This window comes from Pseudoalteromonas sp. TAE56, assembly GCF_000497955.1.
Lineage (GTDB): Bacteria > Pseudomonadota > Gammaproteobacteria > Enterobacterales > Alteromonadaceae > Pseudoalteromonas.
In genome coordinates this window covers 12,081-30,937 of the sequence record NZ_AUTN01000085.1, presented here as the reverse complement: position 1 = coordinate 30,937, position 18,857 = coordinate 12,081, and the positions used below count along the sequence as shown (strand labels likewise).

Below are 18,857 nucleotides of genomic sequence, written 5' to 3'. Positions count from 1 at the left end.
CGGCAGCTAGGAGAGGGTCTTCAAAACCAGTAATAGCTAAACCTTCTTCTTCGTTCATAGCAAGAATATCAACATGCTTTTCAACAAAGTTTGCCCACCAAGTCGGGTCTTGTTCAATTAAGAACTTTGTACCAAGTGTAAGCACAACTGGCACACCTGCATCATTAGCGTATTTAACCGCTTGCATGGTGGCTTCAGTCATTGTTTCGCTACCTTGAGTGCGCATTAGGTAGGCACTGATCACTAACGCTGATGAATTTTCAATAAGGTCTTTATCGATAGACTCAGGACGTAAGTGATTCATTAAGCCTGCGCTTATTGCAAAAGTACGCTCACCAGTTTCATCAATTAATGTAAAACAGCGACCGATAGGCCCATCAACTGGTTGAAGATAGTTTAAGTCTACACGGCTTGAGGTATTACATAAAAAACGGTAAGCGTAGCTACCTATTTTTATATTTTCGCTCATTACGCCTAATAAAACTGAGCGATCATCTGCAAGTACAGAGTAGTTGTGCATAGTGTTACCAATGGTTCCACCTGCAAACTCAAAATCAACCATATCGTTTAATTTTAAACGATCGTATAAGGCGTTTGTTATGTCGCTATCAATAACTTGCGACATACCTCTACGTAGTTGAAATTCGTCAAGGAAAGCTTGATCAACTTTTGCCTCTATATCAACAACGATTTGATCGATACCCGTAATATAACTACGTTGTAATCGCTCTGTTGCGTTAAGTTGATTGGTAAGTGGATCTTTGGCTTCCACTGGAAAATAATGTTTATGCCTGCGGCGTCCAGGAAATTTCATTTGCTACCCGTGTTGTGAGCTAAATAAAAAAAGCGTGCGATTATAACGTAAATCAGCACTACTGAGCCATTACAAACAGGTAAATAGTGTTTTATTTTTGCAATAAAGTAATGAATGACGCACTTTAGAGTGCTAACTAGGTATAATTACAGCATAAAAGGTTATTTAAGTAGAAATAATGAACGAACCATTTGATGATTCCTACTGGATGAAACAAGCGCTTTTGTATGCAAAGCAAGCAGAGCTGCTTGATGAAATTCCGGTTGGAGCAATTGTAGTTAAAGATAACCAGCTAGTTTCAGTGGGGTATAACCGCTCAATAACGGATAATGACCCATCTGCCCATGCCGAAATGATTGCAGTGCGAGAAGCTGGAAGAGTCCTTAACAATTACCGCTTAATTGATTGTACTCTATACGTAACGTTAGAGCCTTGTTCTATGTGTGCGGGATTGTTAGTGCATAGCAGAATAAAGCGTTTAGTATTTGGTGCGCTCGATGCTAAAACTGGGTCTGCGGGTTCAATTATGAATTTATTACAAGAGCCTAAGTTAAATCATCAAGTTGAGGTGTGCGGTGGTGTTTTGGCACAACAGTGCGGTGATACTATTTCTGATTTTTTTAAACGTAGAAGAGCTCAAATTAAAGCAGCTAAGAAAGCTGCTCGTGATGATCAAGCAAATAAGCCTTGTTCAAGCTAATTTGCAAGCGGCTCTGGTATTGGTGCTTCCATTTGTTGCATTGCAAACATACGTCGACGCCAGATTATTTTCTTATGTAAACCACGTAACATAATACGACGGCGTGTAGCTGTTGAATAAATGACATTGCGTTTTAATTTTTGTGTACGTCTACGTTTTAGCATGTGTTCTCCTAATGCAAGAGTGAGAAAGGCACAGGGTATATCTTATAAAATAATGATATATAATTAATACACATTAGTGATCATTTGATGACAAGTAAACAGATATTTAATTTACTTAAATTTTGTTTACTTACATGCTCAATAAACGGGTACTTATATTAATCTTAGTTATTATTTCCGCTCAACTGTTTAGGCTCAATTATAGGTTGTTTTTTTTCTGTTTGCTCTTCACTTGCTTCACTTTTTACTTCACTTGTTTCATTTAGCTTTGGCTTGGTATCAGTGCTCAGCTCTGTAATTGGTTCTGGCTCAGGTTCTGTAACAATAGCATCATTTTCATCTAACCAAACAAGTGCATCGTAATAGCGGCGTATGTTATCAACATACTTTACAGCCACATCTCCGCGAGCATAACCGTAACGAGTCTTACGGTAATAGCGTTTTTTAATTAGCAGTGGTAAGCGTTTTTTTACATCAGCCCACTTGTCTGGGCTTGCGCCTTGTTGCTCGGTAATTATACGCGCATCATTAACGTGCCCCCAACCTACGTTGTATCCGGCAAGAGCAAGCCATGTGCGGTCGGGTTGCGGGATACGGTCAGGAATACGTTTAATAAGCTTGCTTAAGTATTTAGCGCCACCACGAATGTTTTGTTCCGGCTCCAGCCTATTTGTTACACCCACCTGCTTAGCTGTACTGCGTGTTAACATCATGATACCGCGCACGCCAGTAGGTGATTTTGCTCGTGGATTCCACATCGACTCTTGATAACTGAGTGCGGCTAATAAACGCCAATCCAAGCTTCCTGCATATTGTTCAAACCATGGTTGGTATGTTGGTAAGGTCTCTTTTATAGCTTCTATGTAAGCAAGGGTATTTACATAATTAAATTGGCGCACGTGACCAAAGTATTTCTCTTCGAGTACGTAGAGCTGGTTACTTTGCTTCACGTCACCAAAAAATGGCACCAACAACGCATATAAAGAGTCGTCATCTGATTTATTGAGTATCCATGCAATTGAGTCGTTGTGACTAACTGAAAATCCTATACTTAAATTTGGATGGTAGCGCCTAAATAAAGAAAGCGTATGTGTATCGGCAAGGGTATAATCTATCTCGCCATCAATAACGGCTTGAAGAAGTTCTTCCTCATCAAATTCTTCGCTTTCTGTCCATGTTAAATCAGGATTGTTTTTCTTTATTTTTTGTAAAGTAAGCGAGTGACTACTTTTGGCTATAACGGTAAAGTTTCCGTCTAAGTCGTCAAACTCTCGAGGACGAACGCGCCCTTGCTTATAAACTAATTTTTGACTGATTGTTCTGTAAGTCGGACCATAGCGGTATTGCTCTGCACGTGTTTTATTATAGGTAAGGCCTGAGGCTATTAAGTCTAAATCCCCCTTTTCAAGGCGTTCAAACATGTCAGATAAGTTAAAGAAAGGGACTATTTCAAGCTCTACACCTAAATATTCGGCGAAGGCTTGAGATAACTCATATTCAAAGCCTTGTTCACCTTGAACGGCTTGATAATAATTACTAGCACTCGCAAGGGTGCCCACACGAATTTTATTCTGTTCTTTTATTTGGGCGAGTTGAGTTGGCTGCTCTTGCATATCGCATGCACATAACAGCATAACTAAAGTAATGATTATTATTAGTTTTTCTTTGAACATTGAGTGCCCCTTAAGCTCGCCAGCCACCGTTATAGCAAAACTAAGCCATCGCGTCACTTTACCTTTTATTTTATTAACCAAAAGCGGCTATAAATAAAGCTAAAAAGTTAATTTTATGAAAAGCGTAATTTTGAGTTAAATCTGAATGCTAATTGGACTATAATGCGTGCCTAAAATATCGTTCAATCCCTAACCCCGGATGAAATTACCTATGTTGATCCTTCGTGGTGCACCAGCACTGTCAGAGTTCAGAGTTAATAAAATTTTAGCGCGTTGCCAACAATCGCAACTTCCAGTCACTAACGTATACGCCGAGTATGCTCACTTTGCCGATTTAACATCGCCGTTGAGTAGCTCTGAGCAAACCAAGCTTGAAAAACTATTAACTTACGGTCCAACTATTGCCGAGCATACCCCAGCTGGCAAACTTGTACTTGTTACACCTCGCCCAGGTACCATCTCACCTTGGGCATCTAAAGCAACCGATATTGCCCATAACTGTGGTTTAAAACAGGTTCACCGTGTTGAACGCGGTATTGCTTATTATGTTGAAGGTGACTTAAACGCAGAACAACTTGAACAAGTGATTGCGTTATTACACGACCGTATGACCGAAGCCACGCATAGTGAGCTTGAAGATGCTGCACAACTGTTTCGTAGTGATGCACCGCGCCAAATGTCGTCTGTCGATATTTTAGGTGGCGGCCGCGAAGCATTAGCAATAGCTAATGTTGAGCAAGGTTTTGCCCTTGCTGATGACGAAATAGATTACTTAGTAGAAAACTTTATAAAGTTAGGGCGTAACCCTAACGACATCGAATTGTTTATGTTTGCACAAGCAAACTCAGAGCATTGTCGTCATAAAATATTTAATGCTGACTGGACAATCGATGGAAAAGAGCAGCCAAAATCGCTGTTTAAAATGATTAAAAATACGTTTGAGTTAAATCCTGAAAATGTATTGTCGGCGTATAAAGATAACGCGGCAGTAATGAAAGGCTCAAAAGCGGGTCGCTTCTTCCCAAATGCGCAAGGTGAATATGCGTATCATCAAGAAGACATTGAAATACTAATGAAAGTTGAAACGCATAACCACCCAACAGCTATCGCGCCATTCTCTGGTGCGGCTACAGGCTCTGGTGGTGAGATTCGCGATGAAGGCGCAACTGGTCGTGGCTCTAAGCCAAAAGCAGGTTTAGTTGGCTTTACTGTATCAAACTTACGTATTCCAGGTTACGAGCAACCATGGGAAAGCGATTTTGGTAAGCCGAGTCGCATTGTTAACGCGCTTGATATAATGACAGAAGGTCCACTAGGTGGTGCTGCATTTAATAATGAGTTTGGTCGTCCTAACTTATTAGGCTACTTCCGTACTTACGAAGAAAAAGTAACAAGCCATAATGGCGAAGAAGTACGTGGTTATCATAAACCAATTATGCTTGCCGGTGGTTTGGGTAATATTCGCTCTGATCATGTTCAAAAAGGCGATATTCCTGTTGGCGCTAAATTAATTGCGCTAGGTGGACCTGCAATGAACATTGGTTTAGGCGGTGGTGCTGCATCAAGTATGGCTTCAGGTCAATCAAACGAAAATTTAGATTTTGCTTCAGTACAGCGCGAAAACCCAGAAATGGAACGTCGTTGCCAAGAAGTTATCGATAAATGTTGGCAGTTAGGTGACGAAAATCCAATTGCATTCATCCACGATGTAGGTGCTGGCGGTTTATCAAATGCGTTTCCTGAGCTTGTTAATGATGGCGGACGTGGTGGTAAGTTCCAATTACGTAGCATCCCTAATGATGAACCAGGCATGGCACCACACGAAATTTGGTGTAATGAATCACAAGAGCGTTATGTACTCGCTGTTGGTATCGAAGACTTTGACCGCTTTGAAGCAATTTGTAAGCGTGAACGTGCCCAGTACGCTGTTATTGGTGAAGCAACAGCTGAACCTCACTTAACAGTGTCAGACAGCCATTTTGAAAATAACCCTGTTGATTTACCGCTGGACGTATTATTAGGTAAAGCACCTAAAATGCACCGCGATGTAACGTCAAAGCAAGTTGTTGGCAAAGCGCTTGATACTACATTAATAAATGCAGCAGATGCAGCGCAGCGCTTAATGCGTTTACCAGCCATTGCAGAAAAAACATTCCTTATAACAATCGGCGATCGATCTGTTACGGGTTTAGTCGCGCGCGATCAAATGGTCGGTCCTTGGCAAGTACCTGTTGCTAACTGTGCAGTAACTGCAGCAACGTATGATACTTACCACGGTGAAGCTATGTCACTTGGTGAGCGTACTCCGGCTGCGTTACTTAATTACGGCGCATCGGCTCGTTTAGCGGTAGCTGAGTCGTTAACTAACATTGCCTGTGCAAACATCGGTAGCCTTGAAAATATTAAGTTATCGGCAAACTGGATGGCAGCAGCGGGTCACCCAGGTGAAGATGCTGGTTTATACGAAGCTGTTAAAGCCGTAGGCGAAGAGCTTTGTCCCGCTCTTGGTTTAACGATTCCAGTAGGTAAAGATTCTATGTCGATGAAAACGACATGGAAAGATGAAGGTGACTCACAAGAGAAATCAGTAACATCGCCGCTTTCACTGGTTATAACTGCGTTTGGTCGTGTTGACGACGTACGTAAAACAGTAACGCCACAATTGCGCACAGATAAAGGCGATACATCGCTTATATTAGTTGATTTAGGTGCGGGTAAAAACCGCATGGGCGCATCAAGCCTTGCGCAAGTTTATAAGCAATTGGGTGATGTAACACCTGACGTTGATAGCCCAGAGTTATTAAAAGGCTTTTATAACGCAATGCAAGCGCTTGTGGCTGATAGTAAGTTACTTGCTTATCATGACCGCTCAGACGGTGGTTTATTTACCACAGTAGCTGAAATGGCGTTTACGGGTCATACCGGTGTAACGGTTGATTTAGCTGTTTTAACAGGCTCTGACATTGAAGCGCTTTATAACGAAGAGCTAGGTGCCGTAATTCAAGTTGCAAATGCTGATTTAGATGCAGTAAATGCGGTGTTTGAACAACATGGTATAGCAGCAATTAGCCACAACATTGGCACGCTTAATAGCGATGATACGATTATATTTAACCGTGGCGAAAATACGGTACTTAATCATACGCGTACTGAGCTTCGTACTATTTGGGCTGAAACAACGTATCAAATGCAAGCACGCCGTGATAACCCTGAATGTGCTAAGCAAGAGTTTGATGCTAAATTTGATGCGAAAGATCCAGGCTTAAATGTAAAACTTAACTTTGATTTAAACGAAGACATAGCAGCGCCATATATTGCAACCGGTGCTAAACCGCAAATGGCTATTTTACGTGAGCAAGGTGTTAACTCTCATTTAGAAATGGCGGCAGCGTTTAACCGTGCAGGTTTTGCAGCTGTTGATGTACACATGAGCGACATTTTAGAAGGTCGTTTAACACTAGATCAGTTTAAAGGTTTAGTGGCATGTGGTGGCTTCTCTTACGGTGACGTACTCGGTGCTGGTGAAGGTTGGGCTAAGTCTATTTTGTTTAACGACATGGCACGTGATCAGTTCCAAAACTTCTTCCATCGTGAAGATACCTTTAGCTTAGGTGTATGTAACGGTTGCCAAATGTTATCAACGTTAAAAGAGTTGATCCCTGGCACTGAACATTGGCCGCGTTTTGTAACTAATAAATCAGAGCGTTTTGAAGCACGCTTTAGTTTAGTAGAAATACAAGAGAATCCGTCTGTATTCTTTAGCGGAATGGCTGGATCGCGTATGCCTATAGCGGTTTCTCATGGTGAAGGTCATGCTGAGTTTGCAAACGATGCAGCCACTAAAGCGGCGCTTGATAGCGGTACTGTAGCGGTTAAATTTGTAGATAACTACGGTAACCCTACAACGCAGTACCCAGCTAACCCTAATGGTTCTCCAGAAGGTATTACAGGTATTACGTCAACAGATGGTCGCGCCACTGTAATGATGCCGCATCCAGAACGCGTATTCAGAAGCGTTGCCAACTCTTGGCATCCTGATGAGTGGATCGAGGATAGCCCGTGGATGCGTATGTTCCGTAACGCACGTAAAAACATAGGTTAATTACATTTGCGTTTATACAAGTTAGATTCATAATCTTACTGTAAAATAAAAAAGGCTGCATTGTGCAGCCTTTTTTGATTAGTATAGTTTTAGCTAAAAGCACAAAGCATTTAAGGATAGTATGTTTAAGCGAGTTGGTTTAATTGTTGGGGCTGTATTACTAAGTACCTTGCTACTTGGTTATGTATTTCGTTTACCTTTATTACAGTGGGCTATAGCGCCTGAGCTTAAAAAAGCAGGTGTCACATTAAACTGCCTTGATTTTTCAATTACGTCTGAGCTAAATATTCATGCTGATAAAGTGTGTGTAAATTATCAAAATCAACAGTTACAACTGACGGATATAACTGCAAATACAAAGCGTGTAGATATTAAAAATGCAGTGTTAATGGTTAATCCACTGCCTAAAAGTGATAATGCTAATCAACTTGCTAAAAATCTCGATTTAGCGCTTCCCTTAAATCGCCCATTAATCAGCATTAAACAGCTTGTAGTAAAAAGTGATGAACTCAATAAGCCATTAAAAATAAGTATATTAGAACCCGAGCTAAATAAATTTAGTGTCACGGGTGATATAAACGCGAGTGCAACTTTGGCTGCTAATAAAATAAGTGGTCAGTTCATGATTAATGACACTTTTTTAAAGCAGCTTCTAAATACTGAAAACACCTCAATAGCAGATGTTAACTTTAATACCCAGCAAGCGTTTAGCTTTGACGGTATAGATCTTGAGTTAAATGGCGATATCAGTTCCCAGTTTGCTCATACTTCTGAGCAATGCCAGTTTAACGTATTAACGACAGGCAAATTGGTAACTCATTTTAATTTAAATAGCCAAGTGTTAATGCTTAATACTGACCTGCTTAATAACAATATTACTTTAACATCAAGCTGTACCGAGTTAATTCCACCGAGTGAATACGCAGGTTTTGTGAGCAATCAAGTCCCTTTAGATTGGCAACTTAAACTTCCTCAATCAATTCGATTAGAGGGGAGCGACCTGAATGTACCTGCAATTAATTTGGTGAGTGAAGGCGATAAGCAATTCAATATTTTAATAACCGATACAGCACTTAATATTAAATCGCCACTTGAAAACTTACAGACAAATTTATCAGCGAGAATAAGCACACCCGATATAAATAATTTCAGCGTTAATGCTCAGTTAGTGGGCACTGCAATTAAAGGCGATTACGCGGTTGCGCTTGAAAGCTTGCCTGAATTTGTTCCTGCAACAGCTAATGGGCTTAGCCTTAGTGGTTACTTTGATTTAAGTGAGTTTATTGACTCAAAACCAGTTGGGCTTATAAATGCTAAATTAACGCTTAATAGTGTAGATGCGTTTGATATAAGTGCAGTGCAATACCAAGGTGATTTAACTGCAAAAATGGATAAGCAGTTAAATGCAGAAGTTACATTAACTCAGCAATTAAAAAGCGCAGAAAATAAAGAATTTAAAGCCACAGATATAAGTAACACATTAACAGCAAATGCTAATTTAGGCGTAGGTGAGTTATTTGCGGAGCTGACAGCAAAAACAAGTATAAAGGCTGCTAATAGCCCCGACATAAAACTTAATAATATAAAAGTAGAGTCTACAGGCTTGCAAAGCCGTGCACTAAAAGCCACGCATCATGTATTTGTAAATGATGTTGAGTTAGTGGTAAATCATCATGTATCGTCGCAAGCTCATCCGTTTGAAGTGATTATTCCTGAGCAAAGTGTACTGCCATTAAATACTTTTATTAATCAATTTGAGCCACTTGCGCAGCTAACTAAGGGCGAATTTAATGGCTATATTAGTGGCGATGTAAACTTGCAAAATGCATCGTTCAATATGGATGTAAGTCACGCAAGTGCACTGTATAACAACTACCTTGCAAATGATTTAAATAGTGCATTTAGCGGGGAATATAATTCAGGTAAGCTTAATGTAAAACCAACTACCTTTAGTTTAAATGAATTTAGAGCTGGTGCCATAGTTAAAGCGATTGAAGGGCAGTGGCAAGTGAATAACAATACCGCGCTTATAAATGATGTAAAAGGAAGTGTGTTTGGTGGCGAGTTTTCTCTAGATACCTACACAGTAGGGAAGCCAAACCAAGTTGCCAATGTTAAGTTTGAAAACATTGATGCAAGTAAACTCGTTACACTCGATGATAAGTCGGGCATTGTATTAACAGGGCGCTTGGCGGGATCTTTACCTGTCCATTTTGATAGTGGAAAAATTGAAATAATTGACGGTAGTTTATTTAGCCAAGGCACCGGTAATTTAAAAATTACCAATAATGCAGCGTTTGATTCAGTAATGCAGCAACAGCAAGAGTTGCAACCTGTATTAGGGCTATTAACTAATTTAGATATTCAAAAACTTAATAGCAGTGTGGCATTAAAAAACGATGGCTGGTTAAAGCTTGAGGTTAATTTACAAGGCTATAATAAAGCAGAGCAGCAGCAGGTTAACTTTAATTATAACCACGAAGAAAACGTATTTACACTTTTACGCGCACTGCGTTTAAGTGACGAAATTACACAGAAAGTTGAGCAACAATACTCACAAAAAGGAAACTAATAATGAGACAGTCGTTATTGATAAAAGTACTGCTCGGGCTAGGTGTTATTAGTGCACTAAGTGCCTGCACGCACCGAGTTGAGGTATCTGCTAAAGAGCCCATTACGATTAATTTAAATGTGAAGGTCGACCACGAAATTCGCGTAAAAGTAGATAAAGAACTCGACAGCTTATTTAGTGACGACAGTGAGTTATTTTAAGGAGCTAAAACATGAATACGAAGAAAAAATTAAATATTATTACGTTAGTTAGTGCAGTATGTATGTCGTTCTCTGCGTGGGCTATTAGCCTTGATGACGCTAAAAACCAAGGTTTAGTAGGTGAAGATAGCTCTGGTTATTTAGGACTTGTTGTACAAAACGCAGAGGCAAAAGCCGTTGTTGATGACATTAATGCAAAGCGTAAAGCGCAGTACTTAAAGCTCGCTAAAAAGAATAACTTGTCGCTTTCACAAGTTGAAGCGCTTGCTGCCGCTAAAACAATTGAAAAAACCCAAAGTGGTCATTACGTTGAAGTAAATGGTAACTGGGTTAAAAAATAGCGATCCCAGCTAGCTTTATTTTGCTAAGGCTAAGAATAAAATCAAGAATAAAACCGAGCGCTTTAAGCGCTCGGTTTTTTACAGCCTTCGAGTAACTGCTGCCAAAAATCAATCCCCTTACGCCTTGCTAGGTTTATATTATGCTCTGGAATCGACTCGGGCTCGTTGTAACTATCAAGCGCTTCACTCATACTTGCTTCGCGAATTAAATGCAGAGTAGGAAAAGGCGCTCTATTTGTGTAGTTTGCAGCATCAGTTTCATCACTGTCGGCAAATACGTAGTCAGGATGAAAATTAGCGATTTGATACTTACCTTCAAAGCCTTGCGCGACTAAAAGTGCATTAGCTAAATCGACCAAGTCTAAAAAGTCTTCAAAGTCACTGAAGCCGTTGTCAAACATGATAAGGGTTGTTTCGCGCTCTGGTTCACGGTCAAGCTCAACACATTGCTCAAGCATATCCATTACAGCATCATCCATACTAGCTGCTGGACTTACGATGTAATGAATACAGTTATTTTCTACTTCTTTGCGTGCAAACGGGCAAAAGTTATATTTAACAATAACAGATGACACCCATTCGCGGGTTTGGCTTATAGCTATGTTGGTCACGGTTTTGGCTCTAAATATTGGTTAATAATGGTAAGTGTTTTTTGTATTGCACCTTGGTTTTTAGCAACGCATTGAGCAGCTTTAATGCCTAAGGTTTGGCATGCTTTTGTGTTTTGGCTAAACGTTATAAGCTGTTTTGCCAGTTCGTCGTTGTTATCAACCACTACAGCGCCTTTAAGCTTTATAAGCTCGGGATAAACATGATCAAAATTATATGTGTGTGGACCTGTTATTACGCCTACTGAAAATGCAGCTGATTCCAGTGGGTTATGCCCACCTCTACGTATTAAGCTGCCGCCAATAAAGCTGATATTTGCAGCGCCATACAAACACTGTAGTTCACCAAGCGTATCAGCAAGGAGGACTTGCTCATTGCTATAGCTATTTTGACTACGACGGCTAAAACTAAGTGGGCTTTGCGTTAAAAGCTCTGCCACTTTATCAAACTGCTCTGGATGGCGCGGTGCAATTATAAGTAATGCATTAGGTTGCTTTTTTAGTAGCTGTTGGTGAGCCGCCAATACTAACTCATGCTCTAAAGGATGTGTTGAGCCTGCTACCCATACAAAGCGTTCATCGTTATTGTCTTCATTACTGTTATAAAGCTGTTTAAGGTTGAGTACTTCAGCTAATTGCTCTTCACTTGGTGTTATATCAAATTTAATTGAACCTGTTACATGGCTTTTTGAAGTTTCAAGACCAAGCTCTATAAAACGCTCCGAATCGGCCTTGTTATGACTCGCAAGTGCTGTAATTGAGCGCATAATAATATGCGTTAATTTAGCGACCTTTTGATAGCCCTGCTGCGACTTTTCAGAGAGTCTTGCATTGATGACAAGTACCGGTATATTTTTTTTGTGACTTATCGCCATTAAATTTGGCCATAGCTCTGTTTCTAAAATACATAATACTTGTGGCTTTATACGCTTTAAAAATCGGGCTGTCGCAAACGGAAAATCGATTGGTAAGTAGCTACACGCCACAGTATTTTTAAACTGGTTAAGTATTTGCTCTCTGCCTGTTGGAGTATTACAGGTTATAAGTATATTTAAATTTGGATGCGCTTTTTGCAGAGCTTTAATAAGTGGCGTTGCGGCAAGTACCTCACCAACAGAAGCACAATGAAAAACTAAAGGTTTGGTTTTGGTCGTAAATAAAGACTTACTGACAAACCCAAAGCGCTCTTTAAAGTGTGCACGATAGCCTTGGTTTTTTTTACCTCGTAAAACATAAAGGTAAAATACAATCAGTGGGCTGATAAAAATTAATGCAAGGGAGTAAAAAATGCGTGCCATACTGATCTTTCTTAAAGGGAAGTGGCGTTAGTTTACCGTGAAATAGTCGTTTTCTAAACATACTCGCAATAAAATATGGCCAGGGTTCAGTTATAACCCGATAAAATGAACACAATTAAATAAAATTATGGAATAATGGATTTAATTTTTCCCTGCTATTTCAGTTCCTAGAGGAATTTTTCATGTCAATTATCGATTCAGTGGCAACTAGCTACGTTGAAACATTAAACCGTCATCAAGCATTATTTGAAACGATGGAAGCTTATCATCAAGAATCTATGCAACTGTTGGAAGCATGCCACAGTGCATTACAAGCTGGTGGCAAGATTGTTTGGTTTGGTAACGGCGGNGTGCAGCCGATGCGCAGCATTTAGCAGCAGAATTTGTAGTGCGTTACAAATTAGAACGTGGTCCGCTTGCCTCTATGGCATTGACCACCGACACATCAATTTTAACAGCACACAGCAACGATTATCACTTTGATACGGTGTTTGAACGTCAAGTTCAAGCGCTGTGTAAACCAGAAGACTTAGTAATTGGTTTAACTACATCAGGTACTAGCAACAATATTAATTTAGCATTAGAAGCCGCAAATAAACTAGGTGCTTTTACAGTCGCTTTAACAGGGCGTGATGGCGGCAAAGTAAAAGATATTGCTAAGTTACCTATTATTATAAAAAATGACGAAACAGCACGTATTCAAGAAGCTCACATGTTTATAGGTCACTGGTTATGTGAAGCCATGGATATGGTTGTTGCGGAGCAGCAGTAATGGATTTATCGTTATTAAAAAACTTATCGGCAGCACGTATATTAGTTGTTGGCGACGTAATGCTAGACCGTTATTGGTATGGCGACACAGGGCGTATTTCGCCAGAAGCGCCAGTACCTGTTGTTAAAGTAAGTAAATTTGAAGACAAAGCGGGCGGTGCAGCTAACGTTGCAAAAAATATAGCACGGTTAGATGCAAAAGTCGGCTTACTGGGCTTAATTGGTGAAGATGAAAGTGGGCAGATTTTAGAGACCATTTTAAAAGGTGAAAAAATAAGCTCACAGTTAGTTAGTGTATGTGATTTACCGACTATTTCTAAAATGCGCGTTATTAGCCGCCATCAACAACTAGTTCGCCTTGATTTAGAAGAAACGTTTACTGAGCAACATAGTCAATTACTACTAAACCGCTTAGAACTTGTACTAGATGAATACGACTTTATTGTGTTCTCTGATTACAGCAAAGGATCTTTGAGCTTAATTAAAGAGATGGTAAGCCTTGCTAAGGGCGCCGGAAAAACGGTTTTAATCGACCCTAAATCACCAGATTTACATTTATATGAAGGTGCTGATTACATTACGCCTAATTTACATGAGTTTAAGTTAGCGGGTGGTCAAACCGATTCAGAAGAAGCTTTAGCAGCAAGTGCGCGTGATTTAATTAGCAAAAATGGCATTAAAGCCATGTTACTTACGCGTTCTGAGCAAGGTATGTCGCTGATTAATGCAGATGAAAAGTTTGATTTTGCAGCGCAAGAACTTGAAGTAAGCGATGTAACTGGCGCTGGTGATACGGTTATAGCTACACTCGCGGTTATGCTTGGCGCGGGTATGGAACCTAAAGATGCTGTAGAAGTTGCTAATTTAGCTGCTGGTATAGCGGTTAGTAAATTTGGTGCCGCAACGGTCTCTCCAGAAGAGCTAAGCCGCAAGCTAGGTCAGTATTTACATACTACTGGTGAGCATTACCAAACACCATTTGATGATGTACTTCAGCATATTGAATTTGCAAAACAAAACGGCGAAACCATTGTATTTACCAATGGCTGTTTTGATATTTTACACGCAGGGCATGTACGTTATTTAGCGCAAGCTAAAGCACGAGGCGATAGGCTCGTTGTTGGATTAAATAATGATGAATCTATTACGCGTTTAAAAGGGGCAGATCGTCCAATAAATCCGCTAGATGAGCGTGCAATGGTACTTAGTGCACTTTCATCAGTTGATTGGGTTATTCCGTTTGGCAGTCTAGATGAAAACGATACTCCCGCTAAATTAATTGAGCAAATAAGCCCTGATATCTTAGTTAAGGGTGGCGACTACACCGTAGAGCAAATAGCGGGTGCTGAGCATGTGCTTCGCCATGGTGGAAAAGTTGAAGTGCTTGAATTTTTAGATGGGTGCTCAACATCAAAAGTAATTAGTAAAATTAAACAGTAATTACTTATACCAACCTGCATAAATCTTTGATCAATTTAACGATTTAAATTGCACTACAACGTCGTTAAAAATTTTTTATTTAGAACAACTAGATACAAAAACTTTTGCCTAGTTCTAGCGTAATTTCCTTAACGTTAAATAGACCCCATATATAAGTAGATTGGTATTATTTAGTTTGCTTAAAAAATACAAGAAAGGGATGAAAACACTGTTTTCATTCCTTTCTTACTTTTAATACGTTACTTTATTAAAGTAACGTATTAAAAGTTATATTCGTACTTAGCAAATGCAGAAGTATCGTTTTCAGCACCGTCGTTGTTAGATGCAAAAGCGCCTAAAGTAACTCTGCCACCCATAGAAAGCATTCTGTAACGAAGTTCTAATTGCTTAGAGTTAAATCCTGTTTTAGTAATAGAATTGCCTAAATCTAGGTTGTTAGGGTAAAGGTCCCTGTTATCGCTGTTGTAATCAACACTACGTAATTTTACCTGCCAATCGTTTCCACTAGATAACTGACCTAGCAGAGTTAAAACGACTGATTGTGCATCGTTATCGTAGGTTGAGCCAATTGTACGACCATGGTATCGGTAGCCTGATCTATAAGCCGATAACTTGTCATCATGCTCATAGTAACAATTTTCAACTTTTGATTCAGCTTGGCATGAAACACCAGTATCTATATATTCAACATTTACTAATATGTTCTGAGCGTATATGCGTTGTGTTGTTTGAATACCAAAAAGATATGCTCTGTCGGAAGGCTTAAATTGAGAGCTTGCGTCTTCACCTATAGTGCTAATGTAGATTGCATATGGGTGTGTTAACAAGGTATCAGACCAGCGGATATCAATACCAGCCAGTTGATTACCTATTTTTGACTCAAATTGACTGTCACAGCTGTCATTACCATCTGTGCAAGTTGTTTGGCCAGTAATAACATCAATAAAATCACCCGCAGAGCTCGGTTGTCCGTCACCAGCCCATTGTGCAGACCAGCTAAGTGCAATTTCTAACTGCTGAATAGGGCGAAAATTGACACGAGTACTCCACAGTAAAGCATCAGGAATAACACGTGTAGACTCAAGTTTAGCCATTTGTGCGGTAAAGCTCCATTGACCAATCCAGCTTAACCATGGCGTCTCGAAAGCGGTACTTTTCTCTCTAGTAATACTTAGTGCAGGTAAAGGTTTCGCATTACCAGACATAATTAAGCTGTTATCAACACCAGGTCCCCAAAATTGTTCAACAGCACCGGCTCTAAAAATCCAATTACCTAAACGGTAAGCTAAGTAACTATCGTCAAGTGAGGTATCATTACAATCGGTTAAAGCTTGCTCATCGGTAACTATATCGTCAGTTGTTTTTCCATCAACTAAACATTTTTTACCGTCTTTTCTATAATTTATAGCTACTTTAGCTGCAAAGTTATCACCTAAATAAGCGTAAGCTGCTGAAAGCTCTGTTTCTTGAGTATTTGTTGCACCAAAGCTTGTTGCTATGATTGGATCTGTGGCTGCAAAAGCTGATAATTGAAGACTATGTGAGCTACTATTTTCTGATTTATATCGATGTTTAACGCGAAGTAAAGCATCTTGTAAGCTTGGAGATAATTGCTCCAGCGGCATGCTTTCCACATCGCTTATAAAACTTTTCCACATAAGCGGATAGGTAGTTACAGGAGCTAAAATAACACCGGCATCAGCTAATTGTTGAATATCAGCTCTTAAACCATAATCATCGGGTTTTACCCATGGCTCAGCATTAACTGATGCGCTCATAGCGCAAAAAAGAGTAGAAAGTAGAAAAATTCTGTTTCGCAAAGTTCAGATCCTTGTGATTTAGATTGCGGCTAAGTTTATCAACCTAAACTTGTTATTGCAGTAAATAATAAATTTATAGAGCTAATTTAATATATAAAAATGTAACCTGTCTATCGTAATAAGTATCTGATTGGTATACTTGAGTTCAAATAGGAAATTGAGAATGTAATGAGCAACAAACGACTTTTATTTATTCCCGTATCATCACCAGAAGGCATTGGTGAATATATGCGCTCGTTGTTGTTGGCTCAAAGTTTAAAGGCAGAACTTACTGATTCTCTCGATATTCACTTCATATTAAATAAGCATACAAGTTACGCAAAAGATTGTCCTTTTGAAGCCACATTACTTGAACACTCAGCGACGAAAGAGCTGGATTCTGTTTGCGACTTTATAGAGCAATTTAAACCTGACGTCGTTGTTTTTGATTGTGCAGGACGTGCAGGGCATATGAAGGCGGCTAAAAAGGTAGGCGCTAAAGTTATATTTATTTCTCAGCATGCAAAAAAACGTGCTAAAGGTTTAAAACTTAACAGAATTAATTTAATTGATACACATTGGGTTGTACAGTCTGATTATTGTATTGAGCCACTTACATGGGCTGAAAGTACGAAGTTAGATATGTTTCCCTTGGCACATCCTCGTAATGTAGGTCCTTTTGTTACATTTGCCTCTTGTGCGCAAAAACGTGATGTTTTAAATCGCTATAACTTAGCACCGGAAGGCTATTTTATTGTTAATGCTGGCTCAGGCGGGCATATATTAAATAATATTAATTGTGCTGATGTTTACTTTAAAGCCGCGCTTAAAATTACTAAACACACTGGTTTAAAAGCTGTTGTTGTGTTTGGTCCCAATTATAAGAAATCCATTCCTGAAAGTGATGAGGTTACTTGTTTAGCAAGTCTTCAAAGTACTGATTTTTTGGCATTAATGAGCCAAGCTAAAATCGCATTACTTAGCGGTGGCGATACTTTACTGCAAGCAATTGCAGTTCAAACCCCCGTTGTGGCATGTGCTATCTCAAAAGATCAAAATACACGTTTGGATCATTGTGTTAATGCAGGTGTTGTCATAAAAGCAAATCTTGATATTGATGAAATTATTACGAAAGTAGCTCAAGTTATTACAGAGCCTTTTTATAGTGAATTCGTTTCTAAATATAAACAACTTGATAATACACATAGCTTCGAAGTGATCACTAACGGTATAAAAAATATGCTTATAGGGGATCGCTAATGAATATAGTGATTGTAATTGACTCCCTAGTGGGTGGTGGTGCTGAAAAAGTAATGCTTACCCTTGCTGAGGAAATGGCCAAGTTACAGCACAGAATTACTATTTTGTCTCTTGCTAACTCTATTGAATATAATATTCCTGAAGTACTTTACGTGGAGAGTTTATTCACACATAGGGCATCAAAAGTAGATCGATTTTGGCAGCGTAAAAATAGTGTATTGAAACTAGAAGCGTGGTTTGAAAAAAAACAGAGCGAGATAGGTGATATTGATTTAGTACTTTCTAATCTTGATAGAAGTAATAATTTACTCTCAAAAAGTAATATCAAAAATGTTCACTTTGTTATTCATAACTCCGTTAACGCAGAACTTGCACGTCAAAAAAAGTTAGGTCCATTTTCATACTTATATCTTAAAAAGAGTAAGCAAAATTTAAATGGTAAATCACTTATTTGCGTATCAAAGGGTGTTGAAAAAGAAATAACACAAGGGGATTTAATTAACCCAAGTGCAATTGCGACTATTTATAACTCGTTCGATTTTGAAAAAATAAACCAACAAGCAAATGAGCAAAATAACAATATCCCAAATGAGCCCTACTTAATTCATGTAGGAAGGCTCGCCAAACAAAAACGCCACGATATATTGTTTGCAGCCTTTGCAAAGCTTGATAAAAAATACAAGCTAGTCCTTTTATGTAATAAACCTGCAAAAGCGTTTAAGCTTGCACAGCAATATGGCATAGAAAAACAGTTAGTAGTGCCAGGATTTCAACAAAACCCGTACAACTGGATTAAGCAGGCTGAGGCTTTAGTGTTGAGTTCTGATTTTGAAGGGCTTCCAACGGTATTAATTGAGGCTTTAGCGGTGGGGACTCCGGTAGTTAGCACTAATTGTACATTTGGTCCAAGCGAGATATTAACAGGCGAGCTGAGTAAATATTTAGTACCCATTCAACAAAGTGAGGCATTAGCCAATGTTGTTAAGCACGTACTAGCAGACAAGCCAAATGTAGAAAACGCAGATATTCTAAAACAAGTACAGGCAGAGAAGGTTGCTCATCAGTATTTAGCATTGGCTAACTAAGTTAATTTATATAAGTTAACTTATATTAGG

The 18,857-nt window shown here is 39.3% G+C and carries 13 protein-coding genes and 2 pseudogenes (1 of these 15 only partly in view); 9 read left to right on the top strand and 6 right to left on the bottom strand.

Annotation, left to right across the window (positions count from 1 at the left end):
• Window positions 1-814: pseudogene (locus L656_RS0109015) on the bottom strand (inosine/guanosine kinase); it reaches 440 nt to the left of the window's first position.
• A gap of 178 nt (window positions 815-992) precedes the next feature.
• On the opposite strand from L656_RS0109015, the gene tadA reads away from it, so the two are divergent.
• A complete protein-coding gene (gene tadA / locus L656_RS0109010) occupies window positions 993-1,514 on the top strand; it encodes a tRNA adenosine(34) deaminase TadA (protein ID WP_024598962.1) in 522 nt (173 codons plus the stop codon).
• Here the strand turns inward: tadA and L656_RS1000000123265 are convergent.
• Window positions 1,511-1,678, bottom strand: a complete 168-nt coding sequence (locus tag L656_RS1000000123265; protein WP_170071949.1) for a hypothetical protein — start codon at window positions 1,676-1,678, stop codon at window positions 1,511-1,513. The genes tadA and L656_RS1000000123265 overlap by 4 nt on opposite strands.
• A gap of 164 nt (window positions 1,679-1,842) precedes the next feature.
• A complete protein-coding gene (gene mltF / locus L656_RS0109000; protein ID WP_024598961.1) occupies window positions 1,843-3,351 on the bottom strand; it encodes a membrane-bound lytic murein transglycosylase MltF in 1,509 nt (502 codons plus the stop codon).
• Window positions 3,352-3,562: 211 nt separating this feature from the next.
• On the opposite strand from mltF, the gene purL reads away from it, so the two are divergent.
• From purL to L656_RS0108980, 4 genes are all read left to right on the top strand, one after another.
• Window positions 3,563-7,453, top strand: coding sequence for a phosphoribosylformylglycinamidine synthase (gene purL / locus L656_RS0108995; protein WP_024598960.1), 3,891 nt, complete (start codon window positions 3,563-3,565; stop codon window positions 7,451-7,453).
• 121 nt (window positions 7,454-7,574) lie between these two features.
• Window positions 7,575-10,025 (top strand): YdbH domain-containing protein, encoded by a 2,451-nt coding sequence (locus L656_RS0108990; RefSeq protein ID WP_024598959.1) that lies wholly within the window; start codon window positions 7,575-7,577, stop codon window positions 10,023-10,025.
• A gap of 2 nt (window positions 10,026-10,027) precedes the next feature.
• Window positions 10,028-10,225: a YnbE family lipoprotein gene (locus L656_RS0108985; protein ID WP_024591450.1), complete on the top strand. Its 198-nt coding sequence runs from the start codon at window positions 10,028-10,030 to the stop codon at window positions 10,223-10,225.
• 11 nt (window positions 10,226-10,236) lie between these two features.
• Entirely contained in the window at window positions 10,237-10,566 is a 330-nt protein-coding gene (locus tag L656_RS0108980) for a YdbL family protein (RefSeq protein ID WP_002961068.1), read from the top strand.
• A gap of 62 nt (window positions 10,567-10,628) precedes the next feature.
• On the opposite strand, the gene L656_RS0108975 is transcribed toward L656_RS0108980, so the two are convergent.
• Together L656_RS0108975 and waaA are read right to left on the bottom strand one after the other, a co-directional pair.
• A complete protein-coding gene (locus L656_RS0108975; protein WP_024598958.1) occupies window positions 10,629-11,177 on the bottom strand; it encodes a DUF1415 domain-containing protein in 549 nt (182 codons plus the stop codon).
• Window positions 11,174-12,472 carry a lipid IV(A) 3-deoxy-D-manno-octulosonic acid transferase gene (gene waaA / locus L656_RS0108970; protein ID WP_024598957.1) on the bottom strand — a complete coding sequence of 433 codons (1,299 nt, stop codon included), beginning with the start codon at window positions 12,470-12,472 and terminating at the stop codon, window positions 11,174-11,176. The genes L656_RS0108975 and waaA overlap by 4 nt, the downstream gene beginning before the upstream one ends.
• Before the next feature lie 182 nt (window positions 12,473-12,654).
• Between waaA and L656_RS01000000122085 the strand changes: the two are divergent.
• Together L656_RS01000000122085 and hldE are read left to right on the top strand one after the other, a co-directional pair.
• A pseudogene (locus L656_RS01000000122085) lies at window positions 12,655-13,244 on the top strand (SIS domain-containing protein).
• Window positions 13,244-14,683 carry a bifunctional D-glycero-beta-D-manno-heptose-7-phosphate kinase/D-glycero-beta-D-manno-heptose 1-phosphate adenylyltransferase HldE gene (gene hldE / locus L656_RS0108960; protein WP_024598956.1) on the top strand — a complete coding sequence of 480 codons (1,440 nt, stop codon included), beginning with the start codon at window positions 13,244-13,246 and terminating at the stop codon, window positions 14,681-14,683. The pseudogene L656_RS01000000122085 and the gene hldE overlap by 1 nt, the downstream one beginning before the upstream one ends.
• A 260-nt stretch (window positions 14,684-14,943) precedes the next feature.
• Here hldE and L656_RS0108955 read toward each other — a convergent pair whose 3' ends face one another.
• Window positions 14,944-16,461: a capsule assembly Wzi family protein gene (locus L656_RS0108955; RefSeq protein WP_080668962.1), complete on the bottom strand. Its 1,518-nt coding sequence runs from the start codon at window positions 16,459-16,461 to the stop codon at window positions 14,944-14,946.
• A gap of 210 nt (window positions 16,462-16,671) precedes the next feature.
• On the opposite strand from L656_RS0108955, the gene L656_RS0108950 reads away from it, so the two are divergent.
• Both L656_RS0108950 and L656_RS0108945 read left to right on the top strand, forming a co-directional pair.
• Entirely contained in the window at window positions 16,672-17,742 is a 1,071-nt protein-coding gene (locus L656_RS0108950; RefSeq protein WP_024598954.1) for a hypothetical protein, read from the top strand.
• Window positions 17,742-18,827, top strand: a complete 1,086-nt coding sequence (locus tag L656_RS0108945) for a glycosyltransferase (RefSeq protein ID WP_024598953.1) — start codon at window positions 17,742-17,744, stop codon at window positions 18,825-18,827. The genes L656_RS0108950 and L656_RS0108945 overlap by 1 nt, the downstream gene beginning before the upstream one ends.
• The last annotated feature ends 30 nt before the right edge of the window (window positions 18,828-18,857 follow it).

Coding starts and splice junctions, on each gene's coding strand:
- tadA (WP_024598962.1), top strand. CDS start 993: ATGAACGAACCATTTGATGATTCCTACTGGATGAAACAAGCGCTTTTG.
- L656_RS1000000123265 (WP_170071949.1), bottom strand. CDS start 1,678: ATGCTAAAACGTAGACGTACACAAAAATTAAAACGCAATGTCATTTAT.
- mltF (WP_024598961.1), bottom strand. CDS start 3,351: ATGTTCAAAGAAAAACTAATAATAATCATTACTTTAGTTATGCTGTTA.
- purL (WP_024598960.1), top strand. CDS start 3,563: ATGTTGATCCTTCGTGGTGCACCAGCACTGTCAGAGTTCAGAGTTAAT.
- L656_RS0108990 (WP_024598959.1), top strand. CDS start 7,575: ATGTTTAAGCGAGTTGGTTTAATTGTTGGGGCTGTATTACTAAGTACC.
- L656_RS0108985 (WP_024591450.1), top strand. CDS start 10,028: ATGAGACAGTCGTTATTGATAAAAGTACTGCTCGGGCTAGGTGTTATT.
- L656_RS0108980 (WP_002961068.1), top strand. CDS start 10,237: ATGAATACGAAGAAAAAATTAAATATTATTACGTTAGTTAGTGCAGTA.
- waaA (WP_024598957.1), bottom strand. CDS start 12,472: ATGGCACGCATTTTTTACTCCCTTGCATTAATTTTTATCAGCCCACTG.
- hldE (WP_024598956.1), top strand. CDS start 13,244: ATGGATTTATCGTTATTAAAAAACTTATCGGCAGCACGTATATTAGTT.
- L656_RS0108955 (WP_080668962.1), bottom strand. CDS start 16,461: ATGAGCGCATCAGTTAATGCTGAGCCATGGGTAAAACCCGATGATTAT.
- L656_RS0108950 (WP_024598954.1), top strand. CDS start 16,672: ATGAGCAACAAACGACTTTTATTTATTCCCGTATCATCACCAGAAGGC.
- L656_RS0108945 (WP_024598953.1), top strand. CDS start 17,742: ATGAATATAGTGATTGTAATTGACTCCCTAGTGGGTGGTGGTGCTGAA.